Source organism: Acidovorax cavernicola, from assembly GCF_003581445.1.
The window spans coordinates 19,205-36,625 of record NZ_QXMN01000008.1 but is presented as its reverse complement, the minus strand read 5'-3'; the positions used below and the strand labels follow the sequence as shown (position 1 = coordinate 36,625).

Sequence of the window (17,421 nt, the reverse complement as noted above, 5' to 3'; positions counted from 1 at the left end):
GACGATCAGAAACAGGTGAGCGAGTTGCCGGCGTGCTGGATCACCTCCACGCACTCAGCGGCTCGCGGCGTGGCGGGACCCGCCAGCCGTACACGCGGGCGAGCCGGTGCCGCAGCGACGGAGACCGGCACGATGTCCTTCTTCTCGCCGAACAGCTGTCCCTTGGTGATCCCGAGGGTGGCGACCGTGGTCTTGTCCATCTGGTTGCGCAGCACCAGCGACAGGGTCCCCACGCTGCGTGCCAGGTCGAGCTTTTCGGAGTCTTCGAGCGAGAGCTCCAGCGTCACCGCACTCACGACCTTCGGCTTGGTGTCGTCGCGGTTGGCCTCCTGGGCCACCGCCAGCACCAGCACTTTCTCAAGCACGGTCTTGCTGATCTGCAGCGCGTCTTCGCCGCGCCCTTTTTCCTGCTGGGCGTTGACCATCACGTCGACGTAGTTGCCCGGCAGCGCGAAGCCGGCAACGCCGACGACGTCGTTGACGCGCACCGTCATGGCCCTCTTGCCGCTGGCGATCACCGCCGACAGCCCGCCCTGCGTGCCCACCGGCGCCAGCTTGCCCTCCATGAGCGCTTCACCGCGCAGCACGCCGACCTTCACCACCCGGTCGTTCAGCGCCTTGATGTCGCTGAACGAGCCGTTCGGCACCGAGCCGCTGGGCCAGTCGACCGTGGACAACATCTGCGCGTTGACGCGGCTGCCCAGATCGATGTCGACGGCGGCCACGACCACCTTGTTGGACGCGATGCCGCTTTGCCGAGAGATCCAGCCGGTCGCGTAGACCGCGGCCGCCAGCCCGAACAGCAGGGCCAGAAAGATCAGCCCGATCGCCTTGATGTTCTTCATACGAACCTCCGCCACTTGTGAAACATGTAGGAGCTAGACAAAGCCCAGCTGGTGTGCCAGCACCTGGACCACCGAGCCCGCGGCAATGCAGACGCCGTAGGGCAACTTGCCCACGGACTGGCCCGCCTGCAGGCGCCCGTCGGGCCGCACGCCCGCGATGGTGGAAAAGACCACGCCCTGCGCCGCCGTCTTGACGTTGCCGAGCATGTGGACGAGGCGGCGGCGATGGATCGCGAAGGCCAGCGCCGCAACGCCGCCCGCGATGAAAGTGAAGAGCACAGCCATCAGCGCCTGCTGGGGCCCCAGGAAGGCCCCGGTCATGGCCATCAGCTTGACGTCACCCGCACCCATGATCCCGAGCGCATAGAACGGCAGCATCGCGCCGAAGCCCACGGCCAGGCCGCCAAAGGCGGCCAGTGCACCGGACGACGGCGTGCGTGCCGCCATCGTTCCGTAAAGGATCGCGAAGAACGCGCCGCCGAAGGTCAGCCAGTTGGGAATGCGATAGAAGCGCCAGTCGCTGACAGCCGCCACGCAGAGCAGCGCGAAGAGCGCCAGCATGCGGACGTCCGTCGCCAACATCGCGAGCAGTTCGAGAACAGCGTTGAATTCCTGCATGGTGGACTCCCCGTGTTCAGGCGCTGCGCCGCAGGGCGAGCAGCAGCAAGAGGGCCACGACCATCACCAGCGCACCGATCAGTGCGAACTCCATGAACGACATGCCGGCGTCTTCGCGCAGCAGGCTCAGGGCGGTTCTCGGCAGAACTTCGAGCGGTTCCATGCGGCTTCCCCGGTGGTCGTGACCGGCCGAAACCACTAGCCTTCCCAGCGTGGGAAGAAGCGTTCGGCATGGGGATGACTGTAGGAATCGCGCCGCTTTCGCACATGAGCGGAGCGCCCTTTCCTGGGGGAGTCAGGTGTCCCGCGACGGCGCGGGGCGGGCATGACAAAACGCCTACCCGACAAGGCGGGTCATTGCGACCCGCACCGTGCGAGGGCGGGAGAAGACGCAGGCGCGCTTCAGATCACCTGTGCTTCACGCAACGCCTCGAGCCGCGCCTCGTCGAGGCCCAGTTCGCCATACACCTCGTCGTTGTGCTGCCCCGTGCGCGGCCCCGTGGCGGCGGGCCGGACGCCCTCGCGCCCCACGAAACGCGGCACGGCCGCCGGAGCCGGCACGGTGCCGAACTGCTCGTCCGGCACGTCGATGAAGGCAGCGCGCGCCTGCATGTGCGGATCGGCCTGCAGGTCGGCGATCGAATACACCTTGCCGTAGGGCACCTCCTCGCGGTCCAGCCGGGCAGCCAGTTCGGCGAAGGGGAAGCTGCCGCACCAGTCGGCAATGATGCGGTCCAGCGCCTCGAGGTTGCGGATGCGCGCGGCGTTGTCGGCAAAGCGGGCGTCCGTGAGCAGGTCTTCGCGGCCGATGGCCCGGCAGATGCGCGCGAAGATCGGCCCGCCCGTGCCCACCAACGTGAACCACACGCCATCTGCCGCGCGGAACACGTTGGACGGCGCGGTGTAGGTGGCGCGCGAGCCGGTGCGCTCGCGCACCACGCCGCCGATGCGGTGCTCGGCCGCGAGCGGATCGAGCAGGCGCGACATCGCCTCCGTGGCCGACAGGTCGATCTCGGCGCCCCGCTGCTGCGCGGGCGGCAGCGCGTTGCGCTCGGCCAATGCGGTGCTGATGGCGAAGGCGCCGAACAGGCCCGCCACCACGTCGCCCAGCGGATAGTTCATGTGCTGCGGCGGGCCGCCGGGTTCGCCGGTCAGGTGCGTGAAGCCGCTCATCGCCTCGAAGATGCGGGCAAATCCGGGCCGGCGCGCGTAGGGGCCGGTCTGGCCGAAGCCCGTGAGGCGCAGCACGATCAGCCGCGGATTGGCCGCGTGCAGCGCGGCGATGTCCAGCCCCCATCCGTCGAGCGTGCCGGTGCGGAAGTTCTCCACCAGCACATCGAAGCCGGCGATGAGCTGCAGGAACAGCGCACGGCCCTCGGGCTTGCGCACGTCCAGCGAGATGCCCTTCTTGCCGCGATTCGCGGTCTTCCAGAACAGCGGATGGCCCTCGTGCACCGGCGTCAGGCCGCGCAGCGGATCGCCGCCGCCCGGCAGCTCGAGCTTGACGACCTCGGCCCCCATGTCGCCGCACAGCGTGGCCGAGAACGGCGCCGCCAGCACGGTCGCCATGTCCAGGATGCGCACCCCGCTCAAGGGTGCGCGGTCAGCAGGCTGGCTCATCAGTTGCCCTTCAGGTCCACGCGCTTGAGCACGGGGTCCCACACCTTGCGGTCGGCGGCGACGCGTTGGCCGAACGCGGGCAGCGACGGGTCGAGCGAGGCGGCGCCGAGCTTGCCCAGCTTGTCCTTCACCGCGGGCAATGCCATGGTCTTGGCCAGCGCCGCGCGCAGCGGGCGCATCACCGCATCGGACGTGCCCTTGGGCGCGACGATGCCCACCCACAAGCCGCTGTCCAGGCCCTGCAGGCCCAGTTCGGCGAAGGTGGGCACGCCGGGCGCCGAGGGCGAGCGGGTGCGGCCAGTCTGCGCCAGGATGCGGATCTGTCCGCTGCTCATGTAGGGCAGCGTGCCGCCGAGGTTGTTGCACATCACGGGGATGTGGCCGGCAATCAGGTCGTTCACCGCGGGCGCGTTCCCCTTGTAGGGCACGTGCTGCATCTTGATGCCGGCCTGGTGGTTGATCATTTCGCACACCAGGTGCGACGGCGTGCTCGGGCCGGCCGAGCCGAAGGCGAGCTGGCCCGGCTTGGCCTTGTCGGCGGCAATGAGTTCGGGCAGCTTCTGGTACGGCGTCTTCGCGTTAACCGCGATCACGTTGGGCAGGTCGGCCACCAGGCCCACGGGCACGAAGTCGTCCACCGGGTTCCAGGTGAGCCCCTTGTGCACGTAGGGCAGGAAGATGTTGGTCAGGCCCGCCATGAGCAGCGTGTAGCCGTCGGGCGCGGACTTGGCCACGAGCTCGGAGCCGATCAGGCTGCCGGCGCCGGGCTTGTTCTCCACGATGATCGGCTGGCCCAGGGCCTGCCCCATCTCCAGCGCCACCTCGCGCGCCACCAGGTCGGTGCTGCCGCCGGCGGGAAAAGGCACCACCAGCTTCACGGGGCGGTCGGGGAAAGCCGCCATGGCCAGCGAGCCGGCCAGGCCGAGCGCGAGGCCCGCCGTCAGGTGCACCAGGTGCGAAAGTGTCTTGTGTATCTTGGGCGTCTTGGTCGAGGACGTCATCGTCAGTCTCCAGTTTCTGTATTTGCTCGGCGTTTCAATGGGTGAGGAAGCGGCGGCCGAGCGTGGCGCGATGCAGCTCGGAAGCACCGTCGTAGATGCGGAATGGCCGCAGCTCGCGCACGATGAGGGCGATGGGCGCGTCTTCCGACATGCCCTGCGCACCGCACATCTGCGCCGCGCGGTCGGCGACGCGGTTCAGGGCTTCGGACACGAAGACCTTCGTCATGGCCGACTCGGTCTTCACGGACAACCCGTCGTCCATGCGGCGCGCGCAGTCCAGGCTCATGAGCCGGCTGGCATGCAGGTCGATGTGGCAGTCGGCCACCATCGCCTGGGTCTGCTGCAGGTCGGCCAGGCGCTCGCCGAACGACGTGCGCTCGCACACATAGGCCTGCGCGATGTCGAGCGCGCGCCGCGCACGGCCCATGAGCCGCAGGCAGTGCGACAGCCGCGCAGGTTCGAGCCGCTGCTGCGCCTGCGCGAAGCCCGAGCCCACCTCGCCCAGCACCGCATCGCCGCTCACGCGGCAGGCTGAGAAGCGCAGTTCGCCGTGGCCACCGACGGCGAACGGATCGAGAGCCTGGATGGCGCGCACCAGCGACAGGCCTGGGTTGTCCATCTCCACGATGAACTGCGTGGGCCCCTCCTGCGTCTGCGCCAGCACGATGCAGAAGGTCGCGCCCACCGCGCCGGTGATGAACCACTTGTGGCCGTCGATGACCCAGCCATCGTCCTCCCGCCGCGCGGTGGTGCGCAGCATCGACGGGTCGGAGCCGGCGCCGGGCGCTGGCTCCGTCATGGCAAAGCACGAGCGGATGCGGCCTTCGGCCAGGGGCCGCAGGTAGCGCTGCTGCTGCGCGGGTGTGCCGCTGCGCAACAGGCTGATCATGTTGGGCTGGTCGGGTGCCGCGCAGTTGAGCGCGGCCGGGCCGAGGTAGCTGCGGCCGGCCTCTTCGAACACCGCGGCACGCTCGCCCCATGACAGGCCGAGTCCGCCCTCCTCCACCGGCATCTGCGGCAGGTACAGGCCCAGCTCGCGCGCGACCGGGCGCAGCTGCGACAGCGTGGCGTCCAGTGCCAGCGGGTCGTGCACGTGGGCATTCGATTCGAGCGGGATGCAATGCCGCCCGACGAAGTCGCGCACCCGCGCACCGAGGTCCGCGCGCGGGCTCATCGCGTGCCCGCCTCGCGCAATGCCAGCTTGGCGATGTTGAGCTGGTGGATCTGGCTCGTGCCCTCGTACAGGCGGAACAGGCGCACGTCGCGGTAGTAGCGCTCGATGGGGCTGAAGTCGGCCACGTAGCCGGAGCCGCCGAACATCTGCACCGCACGGTCGGCCACGCGGCCGCACATCTCCGATGCGAAGTACTTGCACATCGAGGCCGACATGGCCACGTCTTCGCCGCGATCGCGCGCGCGCGCCGCTTCCAGGATCATCGAGCGCGCCGCGTAGATGTCGGTGCGGCTGTCGGCGATCATGGCCTGCACCAGCTGGAAGTCGGCCACCGCCTGGCCGAACTGGTTGCGGCTGCTGGTGTGCGCCATGGCCAGGTCCAGCATGCGGATGGCCGGGCCCGTGCACAGCGCCGCCAGATGCAGGCGCTGCTTGTTGAGCACCTTCATCACCGTCTGGAAGCCCACGCCCTCGCGCCCGCCGATGAGTTGGTCGACGTGCACGCGGCATTCGTTGAAGTGCACGTCCGACACGAACGAACCGGCCTGACCCATCATGCGGTAGGGCTCGCCCGTCGTGAGCCCCGGGCCGCGCTCGACCAGGAAGGCCGACACGCCCTTGCTGCCCTTCGTGCCTTCTTCGGTGCGCGCGATGACGGTGAACACATCGGCCACCGGCGCATTGGTGATGAAGCGCTTGCTGCCGTTGAGCACGTAGTGGTCGCCCTCGCGTCGCGCCGTGGTCTGCACGTTGCTCGCCTCCGAACCGGCCTCGGGCTCGGTGAGCGCCAGGCAGCCGGTGAGTTCGCCGGTGGCCATGCGCGGCAGCCAGCGCTGCTTCTGCGCCTCGGTGCCGTCGGCCACCAGCGCTTCGGAACCGATGCCGGTGTTGGTGCCCACGCGGGCACGCAGCGCCACCGACGACTGCGACAGCTCCATCGCGCACAGCACCAGCTCCTCGGTCGTGAGGCCCAGGCCGCCGTACGCCTGCGGAATGCTCCAGCCGAAGTAGCCCTTGCGCCGCAGCTCGTCGACCACGTCGGGCGGGATGTCGTTGTCGCGGCTGACCTGGTCTTCCAGCGGATGCCAGCGTTCGCGAACGAAGGCGCGGATGTCGGCCCGCAGGGCCTCGAAGTGGGGGGTGTCTCGGATCATGGTGGCCGCGACTGTAGGAACGAGGTCCACAATCACCGGCACTGAATTTCAATTATTGAAACTGCAATTCACGCCATGCCCCGCCCTGTCCAGAATCGCCGCCACCCCATGAAGGACTCCGACGACCTGCGCCGGGTGCGGGACGAAGACCCGTACTTTGCCGGCACCCTGGCCAAGGGCCTGCTCATCCTGCAGATCTTCGTGAGCGACCCGCGCGCGCATGCCAACAGCGAGTTCGCCGCCAAGCTGGGCCTGTCGCGCCCCACCGTCTCGCGCCTGTGCCGCACCCTGCTGAGCATGGGGTTCCTGGACCACGACGAACGGCTGGACCGCTACTTCATCGGCCCTGCCGCCGTGGCGCTGTGCTACCCCTACATCATCAACACGCCCCTGCTGGCCGCGCTGCGCCCGGCCATGCAGCAACTGGCCGACCGCATCGAGGGGGCCGTCTCGGTCGGCGTGACCAGCGACCTCGACGTCGTCTACCTGGAAACCTGCGCCCACGAAGGCGGCACCCTCAAGCGCCCCGGCGTCGGTGCCGTGCGCGGCATCGTCGAAACCGCGATGGGGCGTGCGTGGCTGGCGCAACTGCCCGCAAGCCAGCGCCAGGAGTTCCTTGCTCGCGTGAAGCGCGAGCGACCCGAGGAGCACGCGCGTTGCCTCGAAGGTGTGCGCGAGAGCATGGCGAACTACGGCAAGCGCGGCTTCGCCATCAACCTGGGCGATTCGGGCTTCGGTGTGCTTGCCGTGGGCGCGGCGGCACGCATTCGCTATGGGCCGCGGCAGTTGCTGTTCAACTGCGCGGTGTCGGGGTTTCGCTGGAAGAAGCCGCAGCTGCTGGACACGATCGGTCCGGGGCTGGTGCAGCTGGTGGGGGCGGCGGATCGGCAGTCGGGGTTGCGGTGAGGTGATGCGGCGGGCCGCTTTCACACCTTCTCAGTCGGCCTGGAAGATCTTCAGCTGCTCGTGCAGCCTTGCGCGTGTCTGCTGTGCGAACGGCGTCAGGTAGGCATTCTTTCGCCAGAAGATCGCGAGCCGCCCTTCGGGTTGGGGGAATTGCGGCAGGTCCAATGCGGCGAGGCCCTTCGCTGCGGGAAATTTCAACATGCCCGCAGGCATGACGGTCAGCAGGTCGCTGCGTTCGACCAGATGGGCGACGTTGAAGGGATGAAGGTCGCTCTCCAGGAACACGTTGGCTGGCGGAAGTTCGAACCGTGCCAGCGACGCCTCAAGCCAGATGCGAGGAGGTACCTGGGATGAAGGCAGGACCCATCTGGCGCTCACGAGTGCACCCGGATCCATGGCACCACGCAACAAGGGATGCCCCTTGCGCGCGACGACGCGGTAGGAGGCCTTGCGGAATCCGGCAATCAAGTCATAGGAGAGCGTCGCGGGCACGGCGTCGGTGTACACCGCCACCGCAAGGTCGAGGGCGCCGGCCTCCAGATCGGCGTACAGATACGGTGTGAGCTTGGCGGCGACCGAGTAGCAGATGCTGCCCGGCCTCTGAAGATCGGACATGACGATCGGGATGACGATGGGCTCGATCAGGATGGGCAGGCAGCCCAGCCGGACCTTCCCTTCGTTGCCGTGCCGGCGCGTATGCATCTCGTCCGAGATGTCGCGCAATGTCGTGCGCAGCCTTTCCGCACCCGCGAGCAGGGCCTGGCCATCGGGCGTCAACGCAACGCCGTAGGCGCTTCTGTTGAAGATGCGGATCTGGTATCGCTTCTCCAGGCGGGCAATCGCCTTGGACAGGCTGGACTGCGTGGTACCGCATTCTTCTGCCGCCCGATGAAGGTTTCCAAGGCGGGCGGCGGCAGCGAACAGGTCGAAATCATCCAGCTTCATGTGTCGAGCCGTGGTCTGGCGAAAATTTCATGGGGGAGCACAGTCTGTCGGAAGGCGCTTGTCATTTCGGGTTGAGATTGGCCTTCCTGATGTAATCCCCCCAGCGCGTCGCTTCCGCGTGTGCAAAAGCTGCGGCCTCTGCGACGGTCAGCTTGTTGCCTTCACCGCCCATTTGCCTAAAGAGCCGATTCGCTTCGGGCGAGTCCAGCCATTGATTGACCGCCGTGTTGAGCCTTTCCACGACCTCCTTGGGAGTGCCCGAAGGCGCGAAGATGCCATTCCAGGCCCGCAGTTCGATGTTCGGGAAACCTTGTTCCTTGAACGTGGGCACGCCCGGCATGGACGCGTTCCTCGCCGGTCCCGCAATGGCAATCGCGCGGATGCGTTGACTGCTCGTCAGCGCCAGCGCCGCAGCCGGATCCGAGAAGGCGTACGACAGTTGTCCGCCGACGACATCGTTCAACGACTGCAGATTCGACTTGTAGTTGGCCGTCACGGCATCGACGCCCGTCGCGCTTTTCAGGACTTCGCAGGCCACCTGGGTGACGGAGTTGCCGCTGCCGCAAGTCAGGTTCCGGGGGCCCTCGCGCCTGGCTGATTCCAGCAGATCGTGGACCGTCTTCCAGGGGGACGCATGAGGAACATAGAGCGCCAGCGAACCGCTCGATACGCCCGCGACCATGACGAACGATGCTTCGTCATAGCCCAGGCTCCCCACGTGGAAATGCAGGTTGGTTGCGTTGGTCGTGGCGCTGCCGAAGAGCAATGTGTAGCCATCGGCCTGCGCCGCCGCGACCAGGCGGGTGCCGACCGCGCCGTTCGCACCGGGCTTGTTGTCAACCACGACCGGCGTCGCAAGTGACCTCGACAGGTCTGCCGCGAGCACGCGCGCCAGGAGGTCGGTGCCGCTTCCAATGGCAAAGGGAACCACAAGGGTGATCGGGCGAAGCGGATAAGCGTCGACCGCCCAGGAACCCGTTGACGCCAGCGCGCTGGCCAGGAGAACTGCTGCTGAGCGAAGTTTCACGGCGCCTCCAAGCGGCCTGGAAGTCCTGCGCATGCACAAAGCCGGATCGGCGAATTCCAAATCGGAATTGAACAATTCCAATGCGGAATTGTGTGGCTTTGTCGCGAACTTTAGCATCACAAAAATGTAAACAATGTATGTGAACCAAAATGTCTCAGGCCCTTGTGTTCGCTCTTTCTCGGTGGCTGCAGCCTGTGCAGTCAAGGGCGGTCGTGGTCCTGAGCAGCGAGGCCCCTGATGCGTGCGGTTGAAGCCGAGCCTGTGCTGCATGCGCTGCTGATCCAGGCGCTGGATGGCGACGCGGTGGCGTATCGGGAATTCCTGCAGCGGATGGCCGATCATTTGCGCAAGTTCATCGGCAGGCGCCTTTTTGCATGGCCGGACGATGTCGAGGACCTGGTTCAGGAATGCCTCCTCGCCATGCACAGCCAACGCCACACCTACCAGCCCAGCCAACCGGTAACGGCGTGGGCCAGCGGAATCGCGCGCTACAAGCTGATCGACCTCCTGCGCGCCCGGGCCAGCCGGGAAATGCGCCATGTGCCGATCGACGACTGGGAGCTCTTTGCCGAATCGACCACGGAGGCGCATGAAGCGAAGAACGATGTTCTCGTGCTCCTGAAAGACCTCCCCGAGCGCTATCGCCTGCCGATCATCCACGTCAAGCTCGAGGGGCTGTCGATCGCCGAGGCTGCCAGGCTGCTGGGCATGTCCGCAGCGGCGGTGAAGGTCGGCATCCACCGGGGGCTCAAATTGCTCTCCGAAACCATGGGCGAGGCTTCCTCCCAGCATTGAGCGGGCTCGTGCTTTCATGCACGCAATGCCGACGAACGGGTGAGACACCCACGCGGCCGGACCGAGGACGCGGCCTCCCGCGAACCTTCAGTCTTTCTTTAATTCCATCTGCCGCGCGATCTGCCCGAACCGCGCCAGATCCGACCTGGCCCGATCCGCCGCCTCCCCAGGTGAACTCCCTATCGGCATCCACCCCGCGTCGATCAGCCTCTTGCGCGTTTCAGGCCGGGCCATGCCCTGGACGATCACCGTGTTGAGCCTGTCGATGATGGCCTGCGGCGTGCCCTTGGGCGCAGCCAGGCCGAACCATCCAGAAGTCACGAAGCCAGGCAGCCCCGCCTCCTGCGCCGTGGGCACGCCGGGCAGCGACTCGCTGCGCGCCCGTGTCGTGACGAACAGCGCGCGCACCTTGCCGGCCTGCACGTTGGGGACCTGCGCGGCGGCGTTGTCGATCATGGCGTCGATGTGCCCGCCCAGCAGGTCGGCGATGGCGCCGGTGCCGCCCTTGTAGGGAACGACGTTGGCCGAAATGCCGGCCTCCTTCATGAACATCATCTGCGTCAGGTGGGCCTGCGTGCCCACGCCCGCATTCGCGAACGAGATCTTTCCCGGATTCGCCCTGGCATGCGCGATGAACGCCTGCAGGTCGCGCGCGGGAAAGTCCGGCCTCGTCACGACCACGAAGGGAATGTCGACCAGGATCGTGATGGGCGCGAGGTCGTCCACCGGCTTGTACTTCAGGTCGTACAGGTAGGGGTTGACGGCCATCGTCCCGCTGGCCGTGAGCACCAGCGTGTGCCCGTCCGCGTTGGCGCGCACCACCTGCTGCAGCGCCATGGACCCGCCCGCGCCCGGCTTCGCGTCCACGATGACCGGCTGGCCGAGCGCCTTGGCGAGGATGTCGGCGATCTGGCGCGTCATGGCGTCGGTGGCACCGCCGGCTGCGTAGGGAAACACGATGGTGACCGGCTTGCTGGGGTAGCCCGGGCCGGTCGCACGCGCCGCAGTGGCGAGCGGCGCCGCGCACAGGGAGGCAGCCGCATTCAGCACGAAGGTTCGGCGATGGATCGTCATGAAGGCATCTCAACGTATCGGCACTGAAGAAGCAAGGGGCCGGCCTGTTCGGCGAAGCGCATCAACGCGGGCACCATGTCGGGCCGGTACCAGTGCGCCTCGTGCAGGAGATTCAGGGAACCGAGGGTGCAGCCGCCGTGCCGGATCGGCACGTTGACGGCAGACCGGCAGCCCAGCGAATCGATCAGCGCATGGTCGGGAAACGCGCGGCGGCAGGCCTCCTGGTCGGCGCAGATGCGGGCGCGACCGCCCTGCACCACCTCGCGAAAGAACTCGCTGTCGTGCGGCAAGGGCTTGGTTCCGCCGCACGGATAGGCCACCGGATCGCTCGTGTACAGGCGCCGACATGCGGCCAGACTGCTGTCGATCGCCAGGACGGTGAACAGCCTGTGTCCCGGAGACTGCCGCAGCGCGTGGTCCATGGCCTCGAAAGAAGCCGGCTCATCCGACCCGGACAAGAGCAGCGCGTCCATCGCCCTTACTGCGCAATGCCCAGCCGATCGATGATGGGCCCCCAGGCGGCCGAATCGCGCTGCGTGAACTTCAGGACGTCGGCCGGCGTGGACTTGACGGCGGTCAGCATCTGGCCGGCCAGGCGCTCCTTCATCTCGGGCGTGTCCAGGGCCTTGTTGATCTCGGCATTGAGCCGCGCCACCGCGTCGCCGGGCGCACCCGCGCGCGTCACCAGCGAGTACCAGCCGGGCACCTCCATGTCGATGCCCAGCTCCTTGAACGTGGGCACCTCCGGCAGCTGCGGCAGCCGCCGCTCGCCGGTGACGGCCAGCGGCACCAGCTTGCCGCTCTTGACCAGCGGCACGACGCCGACCGGGACGGTCGTCATCACCGGCGTGTCTCCCGCCATCACGCTGGTCAGGGCATTGGGGCCGCCGGCACCGCTGATGGGCACGTGCTGCATCTGGATGCCGGTGCGCGACTTCAGCAACTCGCTCGCGAGATGCGTGGAGTTGCCAATGCCGGCGGATGCGAAGCTGAGCCGCTTCGGATCGGCCTTGGCCATCTTGACGAGTTCCGGCAGCGTCTTCACGCCCAGGCCCGGCGCCACGACAGTCACGAACGGCGTGTTGGCGATGACGGCGACGCCGGTGAAGTCGCGGGCCGGCTGGTGCCCCAGCGACTTGTACAGGTGCGGGTTCCACGACATGTTCGAGACGCCGGCCAGGAACAGCGTGTAGCCGTCGGCGGGCTGCGAAAGCGTGTAGGCCGCGGCCAGCGTGCCGTTCGCGCCCGGCCGGTTCTCCACCACGACACTTTGTCCCAGGCTCTTGGCGAGCACGTCGGCCAGCGTGCGCGCCAGCGTGTCCGGCCCCGAGCCGGCGGGCTGCGGGACCACCACCTTGATCGGCTTGGAAGGAAACCCCTGCGCGAACGCAGGCGCGGCGAGCAGCGAGGCTGCAACGGCCAGCGCGGAAAGAAGGAGGCGACGGTGGGTCATGGTGAGGTCGAGGTCGGAGGGTTGCGAAAGCAAGTGCGGTGGGTCTTCGGTCTTCGGTCGTCGGCCTCAACCCACGGTGGCGTAGTCGAGCGACTTGGGCGTGGCCGTGAGCACGCGCGGCGTGGCGCCCACCACGACCGTGTCGTCGATGCGAAAGCCACCCACGCCGTAGACATACAGGCCGGGCTCGGCCGAATAGACCTCGTCGTCCAGCAGTGGGCGCTGGCTGAAAGCCATGTCCTCCGGATACTCGTGGTGCACGATGCCGATGGCATGGCCCGTGCGGTGGCGGATGCAGTCGGCGAAGCCGGCGCGCTCGATGACGGCCTGGGCCGCGGCGTCGATCGCGCACACGGGGCGGCCTGTCACGGCCGCACCGATGGCCGCCTCGGTCGCGTCGCGCGCGGCCGTCCACAGCGCCTTCTTCTGGTCGTCGGGGCGCCCGCAGAACCAGGTGCGCTCGTTCTCGATCGTCAGCCCGTTGAGCCGGGGGATCACGATGTTGACCAGCACGTCGCCTTCGCGGATGCGCGCGCCGCAAGAAGCACCATCGCCGTGCGGCGAGGCCGAGGCCGGGCCGCTGAGCGTCCAGCAGCGCACGACCTCGAACTGTTCGCCGGGAAAGCGCTCGGCGGCTTCCTGCACGAACAGGCTGCTCATGGCGCAGTCCATCTCCTGCACCAGGCGGCCGGGCTTGATGGCTTCACGGTAGCGGTCCTGCAGCCAGTCCGTGAGCCCGGCCATGGCCTGCATGACGGCGAGTTCCTCGGCGTGCTTCTGCCAGCGCAGGCTGCGCAGCTCCGCGGTGGCAACGCGCACACCCAGGTCGGGCAGCAGGCGCTGCACCGCCGCCATCACGCCGCTGCCGGCATCCAGGGCGATGCGCGAGCGGCGCAGGCCGGCGCGGCTCAGGCGCTCGGCGAGGACCTCGGGAAGCTGCGACACCAGTGGCAGGCGGTTCTGCACCATCGGATGCTCGGCATAGAACGTCACGTCCGTGATCCACACCTTGCGGGCTTCCATGGAAAAGCGCATGTGGTTCGTGGACAGCTCGTTCATGACCAGGAACCCCTCGCCCTGGCGCGGCACGACCGCGAAGATCGGTCGCTCCCACGGCTGCACGTCGGTATGGAAGTTGGTCGCGAACTGGAAGAAATCCGCGGTGGTGAACACCAGCGCGTCGACGGCGAGTTCGTCCATCAAACGGATCATCTTGTCGTGGCGATACCGCCAGACGGCTTGCGTCAGCTTGGGCATGTCTTTTCCTTGAAGGGAGTCGAAGGAGCCGGAGGCATCCGGCAGGTCTGTGAACAGCGCGGGAGGGGCTACAGCGCGTCGAACGCCACCACGCCGGCCTTCATCACCAGCGGAATGCGCTCGCCCTGCCCCAGCAGGCAATCGACGCTGCGCATCGGATCGCCATCGACCAGCAGCAGGTCTGCCAATGCGCCCGGGATCAGCCGGCCGAGCCGATCGCTCATTCCCAGCACTTCGGCACCGACCACCGTGGCACTGGCGATCACCTCGGCCGGCGACAGCACCTGCGCACGCAGGCGGAACTCGTCGCTTTGCAAGCGGTGCGATTCACCCAGCAGGTCGGAGCCGAAGCCCATCTTCACGCCCGCCGAGCGATAGATCTCGAGCGAGCGCAGCCCCGCGCCGCGCACGTCTTCCACCTTGGCCACGCTGGCGGGTGGCAGCCCCAGGGCCGCGCCTTCGTTGGCAAGTGCGTCGTAGGTCACCAGCGTCGGCACCACATAGGCGCCGAGTTCGGCCATCAGTGCCGCGGTCGGCGCGTCGATCAGATTGCCGTGCTCGATCGTGCGCACGCCGCAACGCACCGCGCGTTCGATCGCCGCCGGTGTGTAGGCATGTGCCAGCACGTAGGTGTTGCGGCTTGCCGCTTCGGCGACGATGGCGCGGATCTCGTCCTCGCAATAGCCCAGGGCGTCGACCGGGTCGGTGGGCGACGCCACGCCACCGCCGGCCATGATCTTGATCTGGTCCGCGCCCATCTGCAGCTCTTCACGCGCGGCCTTGCGCACGGCATCCACGCCGTCCGCCACGCGGGCGAGCATGCCCACCCGTGCACAGTTGGGGCATACGGCGTTGGCCATCAGGTAGTCGGAGCGCGCGCGTCCGTCGCCGTGGCCGCCGGTCTGGCTCAGCGCGCGGCCGGAGACGAACAGGCGCGGCCCCTGCGCCAATCCCGCCTGCACCGCCTGCTTGAACGCGTCGCCTGCGCCACCGGCGTCGCGCACGGTCGTGAAGCCGCGACGCAACATGCCGCGCAGGATCGGCAGGCTGCGCAGCGTCACCAGCACGTTGGGCATCAGCGCCTGGCGCTGCAGGTTCAGGTCGACGGCCACCAGGTGCACATGCAGGTCGATCAGGCCGGGCATCACGGTCTTGCCGGCGGCGTCGATGACGCGCGCATCGCGCGCCACGATCGGCCGGTCGGACACCTCGCGGATGGTGTCGCCCTCGATCAGGATGTCGTGCCGGTCCTGCAGTTCAGGCTTCAGCGGATCGAGCAGGCGGGCGTTCTTGACGAGGACAGTCTGGGTCATGGGGTCTGCCGGGTTTCGAGGCATGAGCGGTGAGGAATGCTGGAATCGTAGGATCGCGTCACAATTCCGAAAAATTTATATGCTGAATCCAATGCATTGATGCAATGAATGGTTCGGCCCATTGCCCATGAACTACCGCAACGCCGACCTGAACCTGCTGAAGGTCTTCGAGGCCCTCATGAACGAAGGCAACGTGACGCGCGCCGCGTCCAAGCTTTCGCTCACGCAGCCCACGGTCAGCAATGCGCTGCGCCGGCTGCGCGAGACCTACGGCGATCCGCTGTTCGTGCGCAACGGCGCGGGCATCCGCCCCACCCGGCGCGCCACGGAGCTGTGGGCGCCGCTGGCCCGTTCGCTGCGCACCATCCGGGGCACGCTCGAGGGCGAGAGCTTCGATGCATCGCAAAGCGATGCGCGCCTGACGGTCTCGATGACCGACTACGTGGCCTGCATCGTCGCCCCCCGGCTGCTCGAGCGACTCGGCGAACTCGCGCCGGGCATGCGCCTGCACACCCACCCCGGCACGGTGGTGGACTTCGGACAGTCGCTGGACGACAACCGGGCCGACTTCGCCATCGGCGCCTACAACGACGACGTGCAACGCCCCGGCTTCATGCGCTCACGCCGGCTGTGGGCAGTGGACTTCGCCTGCTTCATGCGCAACGACCATCCGCTGGCGAAGCTGGACAAGATCCCCGTGAAGAAATTCTTGAATGCACGCCACCTGGACGTGAGCCTGGCGGGCCGCGTCGGCGGCATCTACGACCGCGTGCTGCAAAGCCGCGGCCTGCAGCGCAACCTGGTCAGCACGGTGAGCCACTACACGGCCGCCTACGAGGCCGTGCGCCGCTCCGACCTGATCGCCGTGCTGCCCTGGTCCGAGGGCCTGGAGACGATGCGCATGACCGGCCTGAAGCGCGTCGCGCCACCGCTGGCAGCACCGGCGCGCACCGTCGAACTGGTCTGGCACGAGCGGCACGAGACCTCGGCGCTGCACCAGTGGTTCATCGGCCTCGTGGTCGAGATGCTGGCGCGGGAGCCGGCTGCGCGTACTGCACGGACTCGCTCTTGGGGGTGATGACAGGTCCCGGAGGACCGCAAGTACTGCTTCGCGAGTGAGGTTCGAGGTTTTTTCGTTTCGCGCCGAATTCGCCATGTACGGTCAAAAACATATTTAGTAACATTCGACTCCGAACTGGCATCTACACAAGATCACCGAGCAAAAAGCCGGTTCCGGGCTGGAGGTTCTCAAGATGGATGAGGCATGGAGGGAGGCACTGCGGGATGTACAGAATTTCCGCAGTCCGGATGCATGGGGGAGCTTGCCGTGCGCATAGAGCCGACACTGGGCAGTTCCAGCGACTGGCAAGCATTGGCGCCAAGCTCCACCACTGGCAATGCCGCCGTGGATCAGGCATCGCTGTACGCGGCTGCCATCGGCCCTCACAACCAGGGTCATTACGTTGCCAAGTTCAAGGCCTTCGACCGGACAAGCAGTCCGCATCTCGGCTGGCACTGGCCCGCATTTTTCCTGACCGTTTACTGGCTGCTCTATCGCAAGCTTTGGTGGCATGCCCTGGGGTACTTCGCCGCGCCGTATGTACTCCTGGCCATGGCTGCGATGCTGGTCCCGATGGTTGGGGCCGACTGGGCGGCGATGGTCGGTCTGGGATTTTTCGCCTTGCTCTTCGTCGTACCCGCGCTGCTCGGGGATGGAATCTACTACCGACGTTGCCGCCAGCTCATCGAGCAGGCACGCGCTGAATCCTCAGATGCGCGCACGCAACTGGCCTATCTGAGCAAAGAGGGCGGTACCAGCAAGGTGGTTGCGGTGCTGTTCTATGTTCTCTTCGTCCCCGCGCTCATAGGCATGCTGGCAGCGATAGCGTTGCCCGCGTATCAGGACTACACGGTACGTGCCAGGCTTCACGAAGCTCTTGTGCAAGCCAAGGCGGCCAGCTCGGCAGTGGAAAGCTTCTACGCCCGGAATCGCCGCATCCCAGGAGACTTCGCAGAAGCGGATTTCTCAGCGTCGCCGACGCCCCACGTGCGAGAGATGCGGGTGGATACGCGCAGCGGCATCATCACGGTCGTGATGAACACCAGCGTAGTTGCAGGGCGCTCCCTTCTCCTCATTCCCAAAGCCACGGCCGATGGCGTCGTCACCTGGACCTGCAGGTCAGAGGATATCCCCGTGCATCTGCTGCCTCGGGAGTGTCGCTAGTGCGGGCCGGCGGGC

Annotated in this window: 18 protein-coding genes; 4 read left to right on the top strand and 14 right to left on the bottom strand. The window is 67.2% G+C overall.

The genetic code is table 11. The features are described from left to right. Positions 1-5: 5 nt before the first annotated feature. The 7 genes from cpaB to D3H34_RS09340 all read right to left on the bottom strand — a co-directional run bounded on the left by cpaB (position 6) and on the right by D3H34_RS09340 (position 6,412). Positions 6-845 carry a Flp pilus assembly protein CpaB gene (cpaB, locus tag D3H34_RS09365; protein ID WP_119553179.1) on the bottom strand — a complete coding sequence of 280 codons (840 nt, stop codon included), beginning with the start codon at positions 843-845 and terminating at the stop codon, positions 6-8. A 33-nt stretch (positions 846-878) separates the two neighbouring features. Next, positions 879-1,463 carry an A24 family peptidase gene (locus D3H34_RS09360; protein WP_119553178.1) on the bottom strand — a complete coding sequence of 195 codons (585 nt, stop codon included), beginning with the start codon at positions 1,461-1,463 and terminating at the stop codon, positions 879-881. Between the two features lie 16 nt (positions 1,464-1,479). Then, complete coding sequence (locus D3H34_RS34210) at positions 1,480-1,626, bottom strand: hypothetical protein (RefSeq protein WP_167481159.1); 147 nt, start codon at positions 1,624-1,626, stop codon at positions 1,480-1,482. Positions 1,627-1,865: 239 nt separating this feature from the next. Continuing rightward, positions 1,866-3,083 carry a CaiB/BaiF CoA transferase family protein gene (locus D3H34_RS09355; RefSeq protein WP_119553177.1) on the bottom strand — a complete coding sequence of 406 codons (1,218 nt, stop codon included), beginning with the start codon at positions 3,081-3,083 and terminating at the stop codon, positions 1,866-1,868. Further along, positions 3,083-4,084, bottom strand: a complete 1,002-nt coding sequence (locus tag D3H34_RS09350) for a Bug family tripartite tricarboxylate transporter substrate binding protein (RefSeq protein ID WP_119553176.1) — start codon at positions 4,082-4,084, stop codon at positions 3,083-3,085. Before D3H34_RS09350 ends, D3H34_RS09355 begins: the two co-directional genes overlap by 1 nt. 34 nt (positions 4,085-4,118) lie before the next feature. Then, complete coding sequence (locus D3H34_RS09345; RefSeq protein WP_119553175.1) at positions 4,119-5,258, bottom strand: acyl-CoA dehydrogenase family protein; 1,140 nt, start codon at positions 5,256-5,258, stop codon at positions 4,119-4,121. Continuing rightward, positions 5,255-6,412 carry an acyl-CoA dehydrogenase family protein gene (locus D3H34_RS09340; protein ID WP_119553276.1) on the bottom strand — a complete coding sequence of 386 codons (1,158 nt, stop codon included), beginning with the start codon at positions 6,410-6,412 and terminating at the stop codon, positions 5,255-5,257. The genes D3H34_RS09345 and D3H34_RS09340 overlap by 4 nt, the downstream gene beginning before the upstream one ends. 108 nt (positions 6,413-6,520) lie before the next feature. Here D3H34_RS09340 and D3H34_RS09335 point away from each other — a divergent pair, with 108 nt between their 5' ends. Continuing rightward, on the top strand, positions 6,521-7,318 hold the full coding sequence (locus D3H34_RS09335; RefSeq protein WP_286185574.1) for an IclR family transcriptional regulator: 798 nt from the start codon (positions 6,521-6,523) through the stop codon (positions 7,316-7,318). Positions 7,319-7,348: 30 nt separating this feature from the next. Here the strand turns inward: D3H34_RS09335 and D3H34_RS09330 are convergent, their stop codons facing one another. Together D3H34_RS09330 and D3H34_RS09325 are read right to left on the bottom strand one after the other, a co-directional pair. Beyond that, positions 7,349-8,263 (bottom strand): LysR family transcriptional regulator, encoded by a 915-nt coding sequence (locus D3H34_RS09330; RefSeq protein ID WP_119553173.1) that lies wholly within the window; start codon positions 8,261-8,263, stop codon positions 7,349-7,351. A gap of 61 nt (positions 8,264-8,324) precedes the next feature. Beyond that, a complete protein-coding gene (locus tag D3H34_RS09325; RefSeq protein ID WP_167481158.1) occupies positions 8,325-9,371 on the bottom strand; it encodes a Bug family tripartite tricarboxylate transporter substrate binding protein in 1,047 nt (348 codons plus the stop codon). Between the two features lie 156 nt (positions 9,372-9,527). Between D3H34_RS09325 and D3H34_RS09320 the strand changes: the two genes are divergently transcribed. Continuing rightward, a complete protein-coding gene (locus D3H34_RS09320; RefSeq protein ID WP_119553172.1) occupies positions 9,528-10,085 on the top strand; it encodes a sigma-70 family RNA polymerase sigma factor in 558 nt (185 codons plus the stop codon). A gap of 87 nt (positions 10,086-10,172) precedes the next feature. Here the strand turns inward: D3H34_RS09320 and D3H34_RS09315 are convergent, their stop codons facing one another. From D3H34_RS09315 to D3H34_RS09295, 5 genes are all read right to left on the bottom strand, one after another. After that, a complete protein-coding gene (locus D3H34_RS09315) occupies positions 10,173-11,159 on the bottom strand; it encodes a Bug family tripartite tricarboxylate transporter substrate binding protein (protein ID WP_119553171.1) in 987 nt (328 codons plus the stop codon). After that, positions 11,156-11,632, bottom strand: coding sequence for a GAF domain-containing protein (locus D3H34_RS09310; protein ID WP_119553170.1), 477 nt, complete (start codon positions 11,630-11,632; stop codon positions 11,156-11,158). Before D3H34_RS09310 ends, D3H34_RS09315 begins: the two co-directional genes overlap by 4 nt. A gap of 5 nt (positions 11,633-11,637) precedes the next feature. Next, the gene (locus tag D3H34_RS09305; RefSeq protein ID WP_119553274.1) at positions 11,638-12,612 is read right to left on the bottom strand and encodes a Bug family tripartite tricarboxylate transporter substrate binding protein; all 975 of its coding nucleotides are present in this window, start codon (positions 12,610-12,612) and stop codon (positions 11,638-11,640) included. A 66-nt stretch (positions 12,613-12,678) separates the two neighbouring features. Next, entirely contained in the window at positions 12,679-13,869 is a 1,191-nt protein-coding gene (locus tag D3H34_RS09300) for a M24 family metallopeptidase (protein WP_119553169.1), read from the bottom strand. 68 nt (positions 13,870-13,937) lie between these two features. Beyond that, entirely contained in the window at positions 13,938-15,182 is a 1,245-nt protein-coding gene (locus D3H34_RS09295; RefSeq protein WP_119553168.1) for a metal-dependent hydrolase family protein, read from the bottom strand. A 127-nt stretch (positions 15,183-15,309) separates the two neighbouring features. On the opposite strand from D3H34_RS09295, the gene D3H34_RS09290 reads away from it, so the two are divergent. Both D3H34_RS09290 and D3H34_RS09285 read left to right on the top strand, forming a co-directional pair. Further along, on the top strand, positions 15,310-16,260 hold the full coding sequence (locus D3H34_RS09290) for a LysR family transcriptional regulator (RefSeq protein ID WP_119553167.1): 951 nt from the start codon (positions 15,310-15,312) through the stop codon (positions 16,258-16,260). 234 nt (positions 16,261-16,494) lie between these two features. Then, the gene (locus D3H34_RS09285; RefSeq protein WP_167481157.1) at positions 16,495-17,406 is read left to right on the top strand and encodes a pilin; all 912 of its coding nucleotides are present in this window, start codon (positions 16,495-16,497) and stop codon (positions 17,404-17,406) included. Positions 17,407-17,421: the final 15 nt, after the last annotated feature.

Bases quoted from the DNA above. Each gene is read 5' to 3' on its own strand.
- cpaB (WP_119553179.1), bottom strand. From the start codon at position 845: ATGAAGAACATCAAGGCGATCGGGCTGATCTTTCTGGCCCTGCTGTTC.
- D3H34_RS09360 (WP_119553178.1), bottom strand. From the start codon at position 1,463: ATGCAGGAATTCAACGCTGTTCTCGAACTGCTCGCGATGTTGGCGACG.
- D3H34_RS34210 (WP_167481159.1), bottom strand. From the start codon at position 1,626: ATGGAACCGCTCGAAGTTCTGCCGAGAACCGCCCTGAGCCTGCTGCGC.
- D3H34_RS09355 (WP_119553177.1), bottom strand. From the start codon at position 3,083: ATGAGCCAGCCTGCTGACCGCGCACCCTTGAGCGGGGTGCGCATCCTG.
- D3H34_RS09350 (WP_119553176.1), bottom strand. From the start codon at position 4,084: ATGACGTCCTCGACCAAGACGCCCAAGATACACAAGACACTTTCGCAC.
- D3H34_RS09345 (WP_119553175.1), bottom strand. From the start codon at position 5,258: ATGAGCCCGCGCGCGGACCTCGGTGCGCGGGTGCGCGACTTCGTCGGG.
- D3H34_RS09340 (WP_119553276.1), bottom strand. From the start codon at position 6,412: ATGATCCGAGACACCCCCCACTTCGAGGCCCTGCGGGCCGACATCCGC.
- D3H34_RS09335 (WP_286185574.1), top strand. From the start codon at position 6,521: ATGAAGGACTCCGACGACCTGCGCCGGGTGCGGGACGAAGACCCGTAC.
- D3H34_RS09330 (WP_119553173.1), bottom strand. From the start codon at position 8,263: ATGAAGCTGGATGATTTCGACCTGTTCGCTGCCGCCGCCCGCCTTGGA.
- D3H34_RS09320 (WP_119553172.1), top strand. From the start codon at position 9,528: ATGCGTGCGGTTGAAGCCGAGCCTGTGCTGCATGCGCTGCTGATCCAG.
- D3H34_RS09315 (WP_119553171.1), bottom strand. From the start codon at position 11,159: ATGACGATCCATCGCCGAACCTTCGTGCTGAATGCGGCTGCCTCCCTG.
- D3H34_RS09310 (WP_119553170.1), bottom strand. From the start codon at position 11,632: ATGGACGCGCTGCTCTTGTCCGGGTCGGATGAGCCGGCTTCTTTCGAG.
- D3H34_RS09305 (WP_119553274.1), bottom strand. From the start codon at position 12,612: ATGACCCACCGTCGCCTCCTTCTTTCCGCGCTGGCCGTTGCAGCCTCG.
- D3H34_RS09300 (WP_119553169.1), bottom strand. From the start codon at position 13,869: ATGCCCAAGCTGACGCAAGCCGTCTGGCGGTATCGCCACGACAAGATG.
- D3H34_RS09295 (WP_119553168.1), bottom strand. From the start codon at position 15,182: ATGACCCAGACTGTCCTCGTCAAGAACGCCCGCCTGCTCGATCCGCTG.
- D3H34_RS09290 (WP_119553167.1), top strand. From the start codon at position 15,310: ATGAACTACCGCAACGCCGACCTGAACCTGCTGAAGGTCTTCGAGGCC.
- D3H34_RS09285 (WP_167481157.1), top strand. From the start codon at position 16,495: ATGGGGGAGCTTGCCGTGCGCATAGAGCCGACACTGGGCAGTTCCAGC.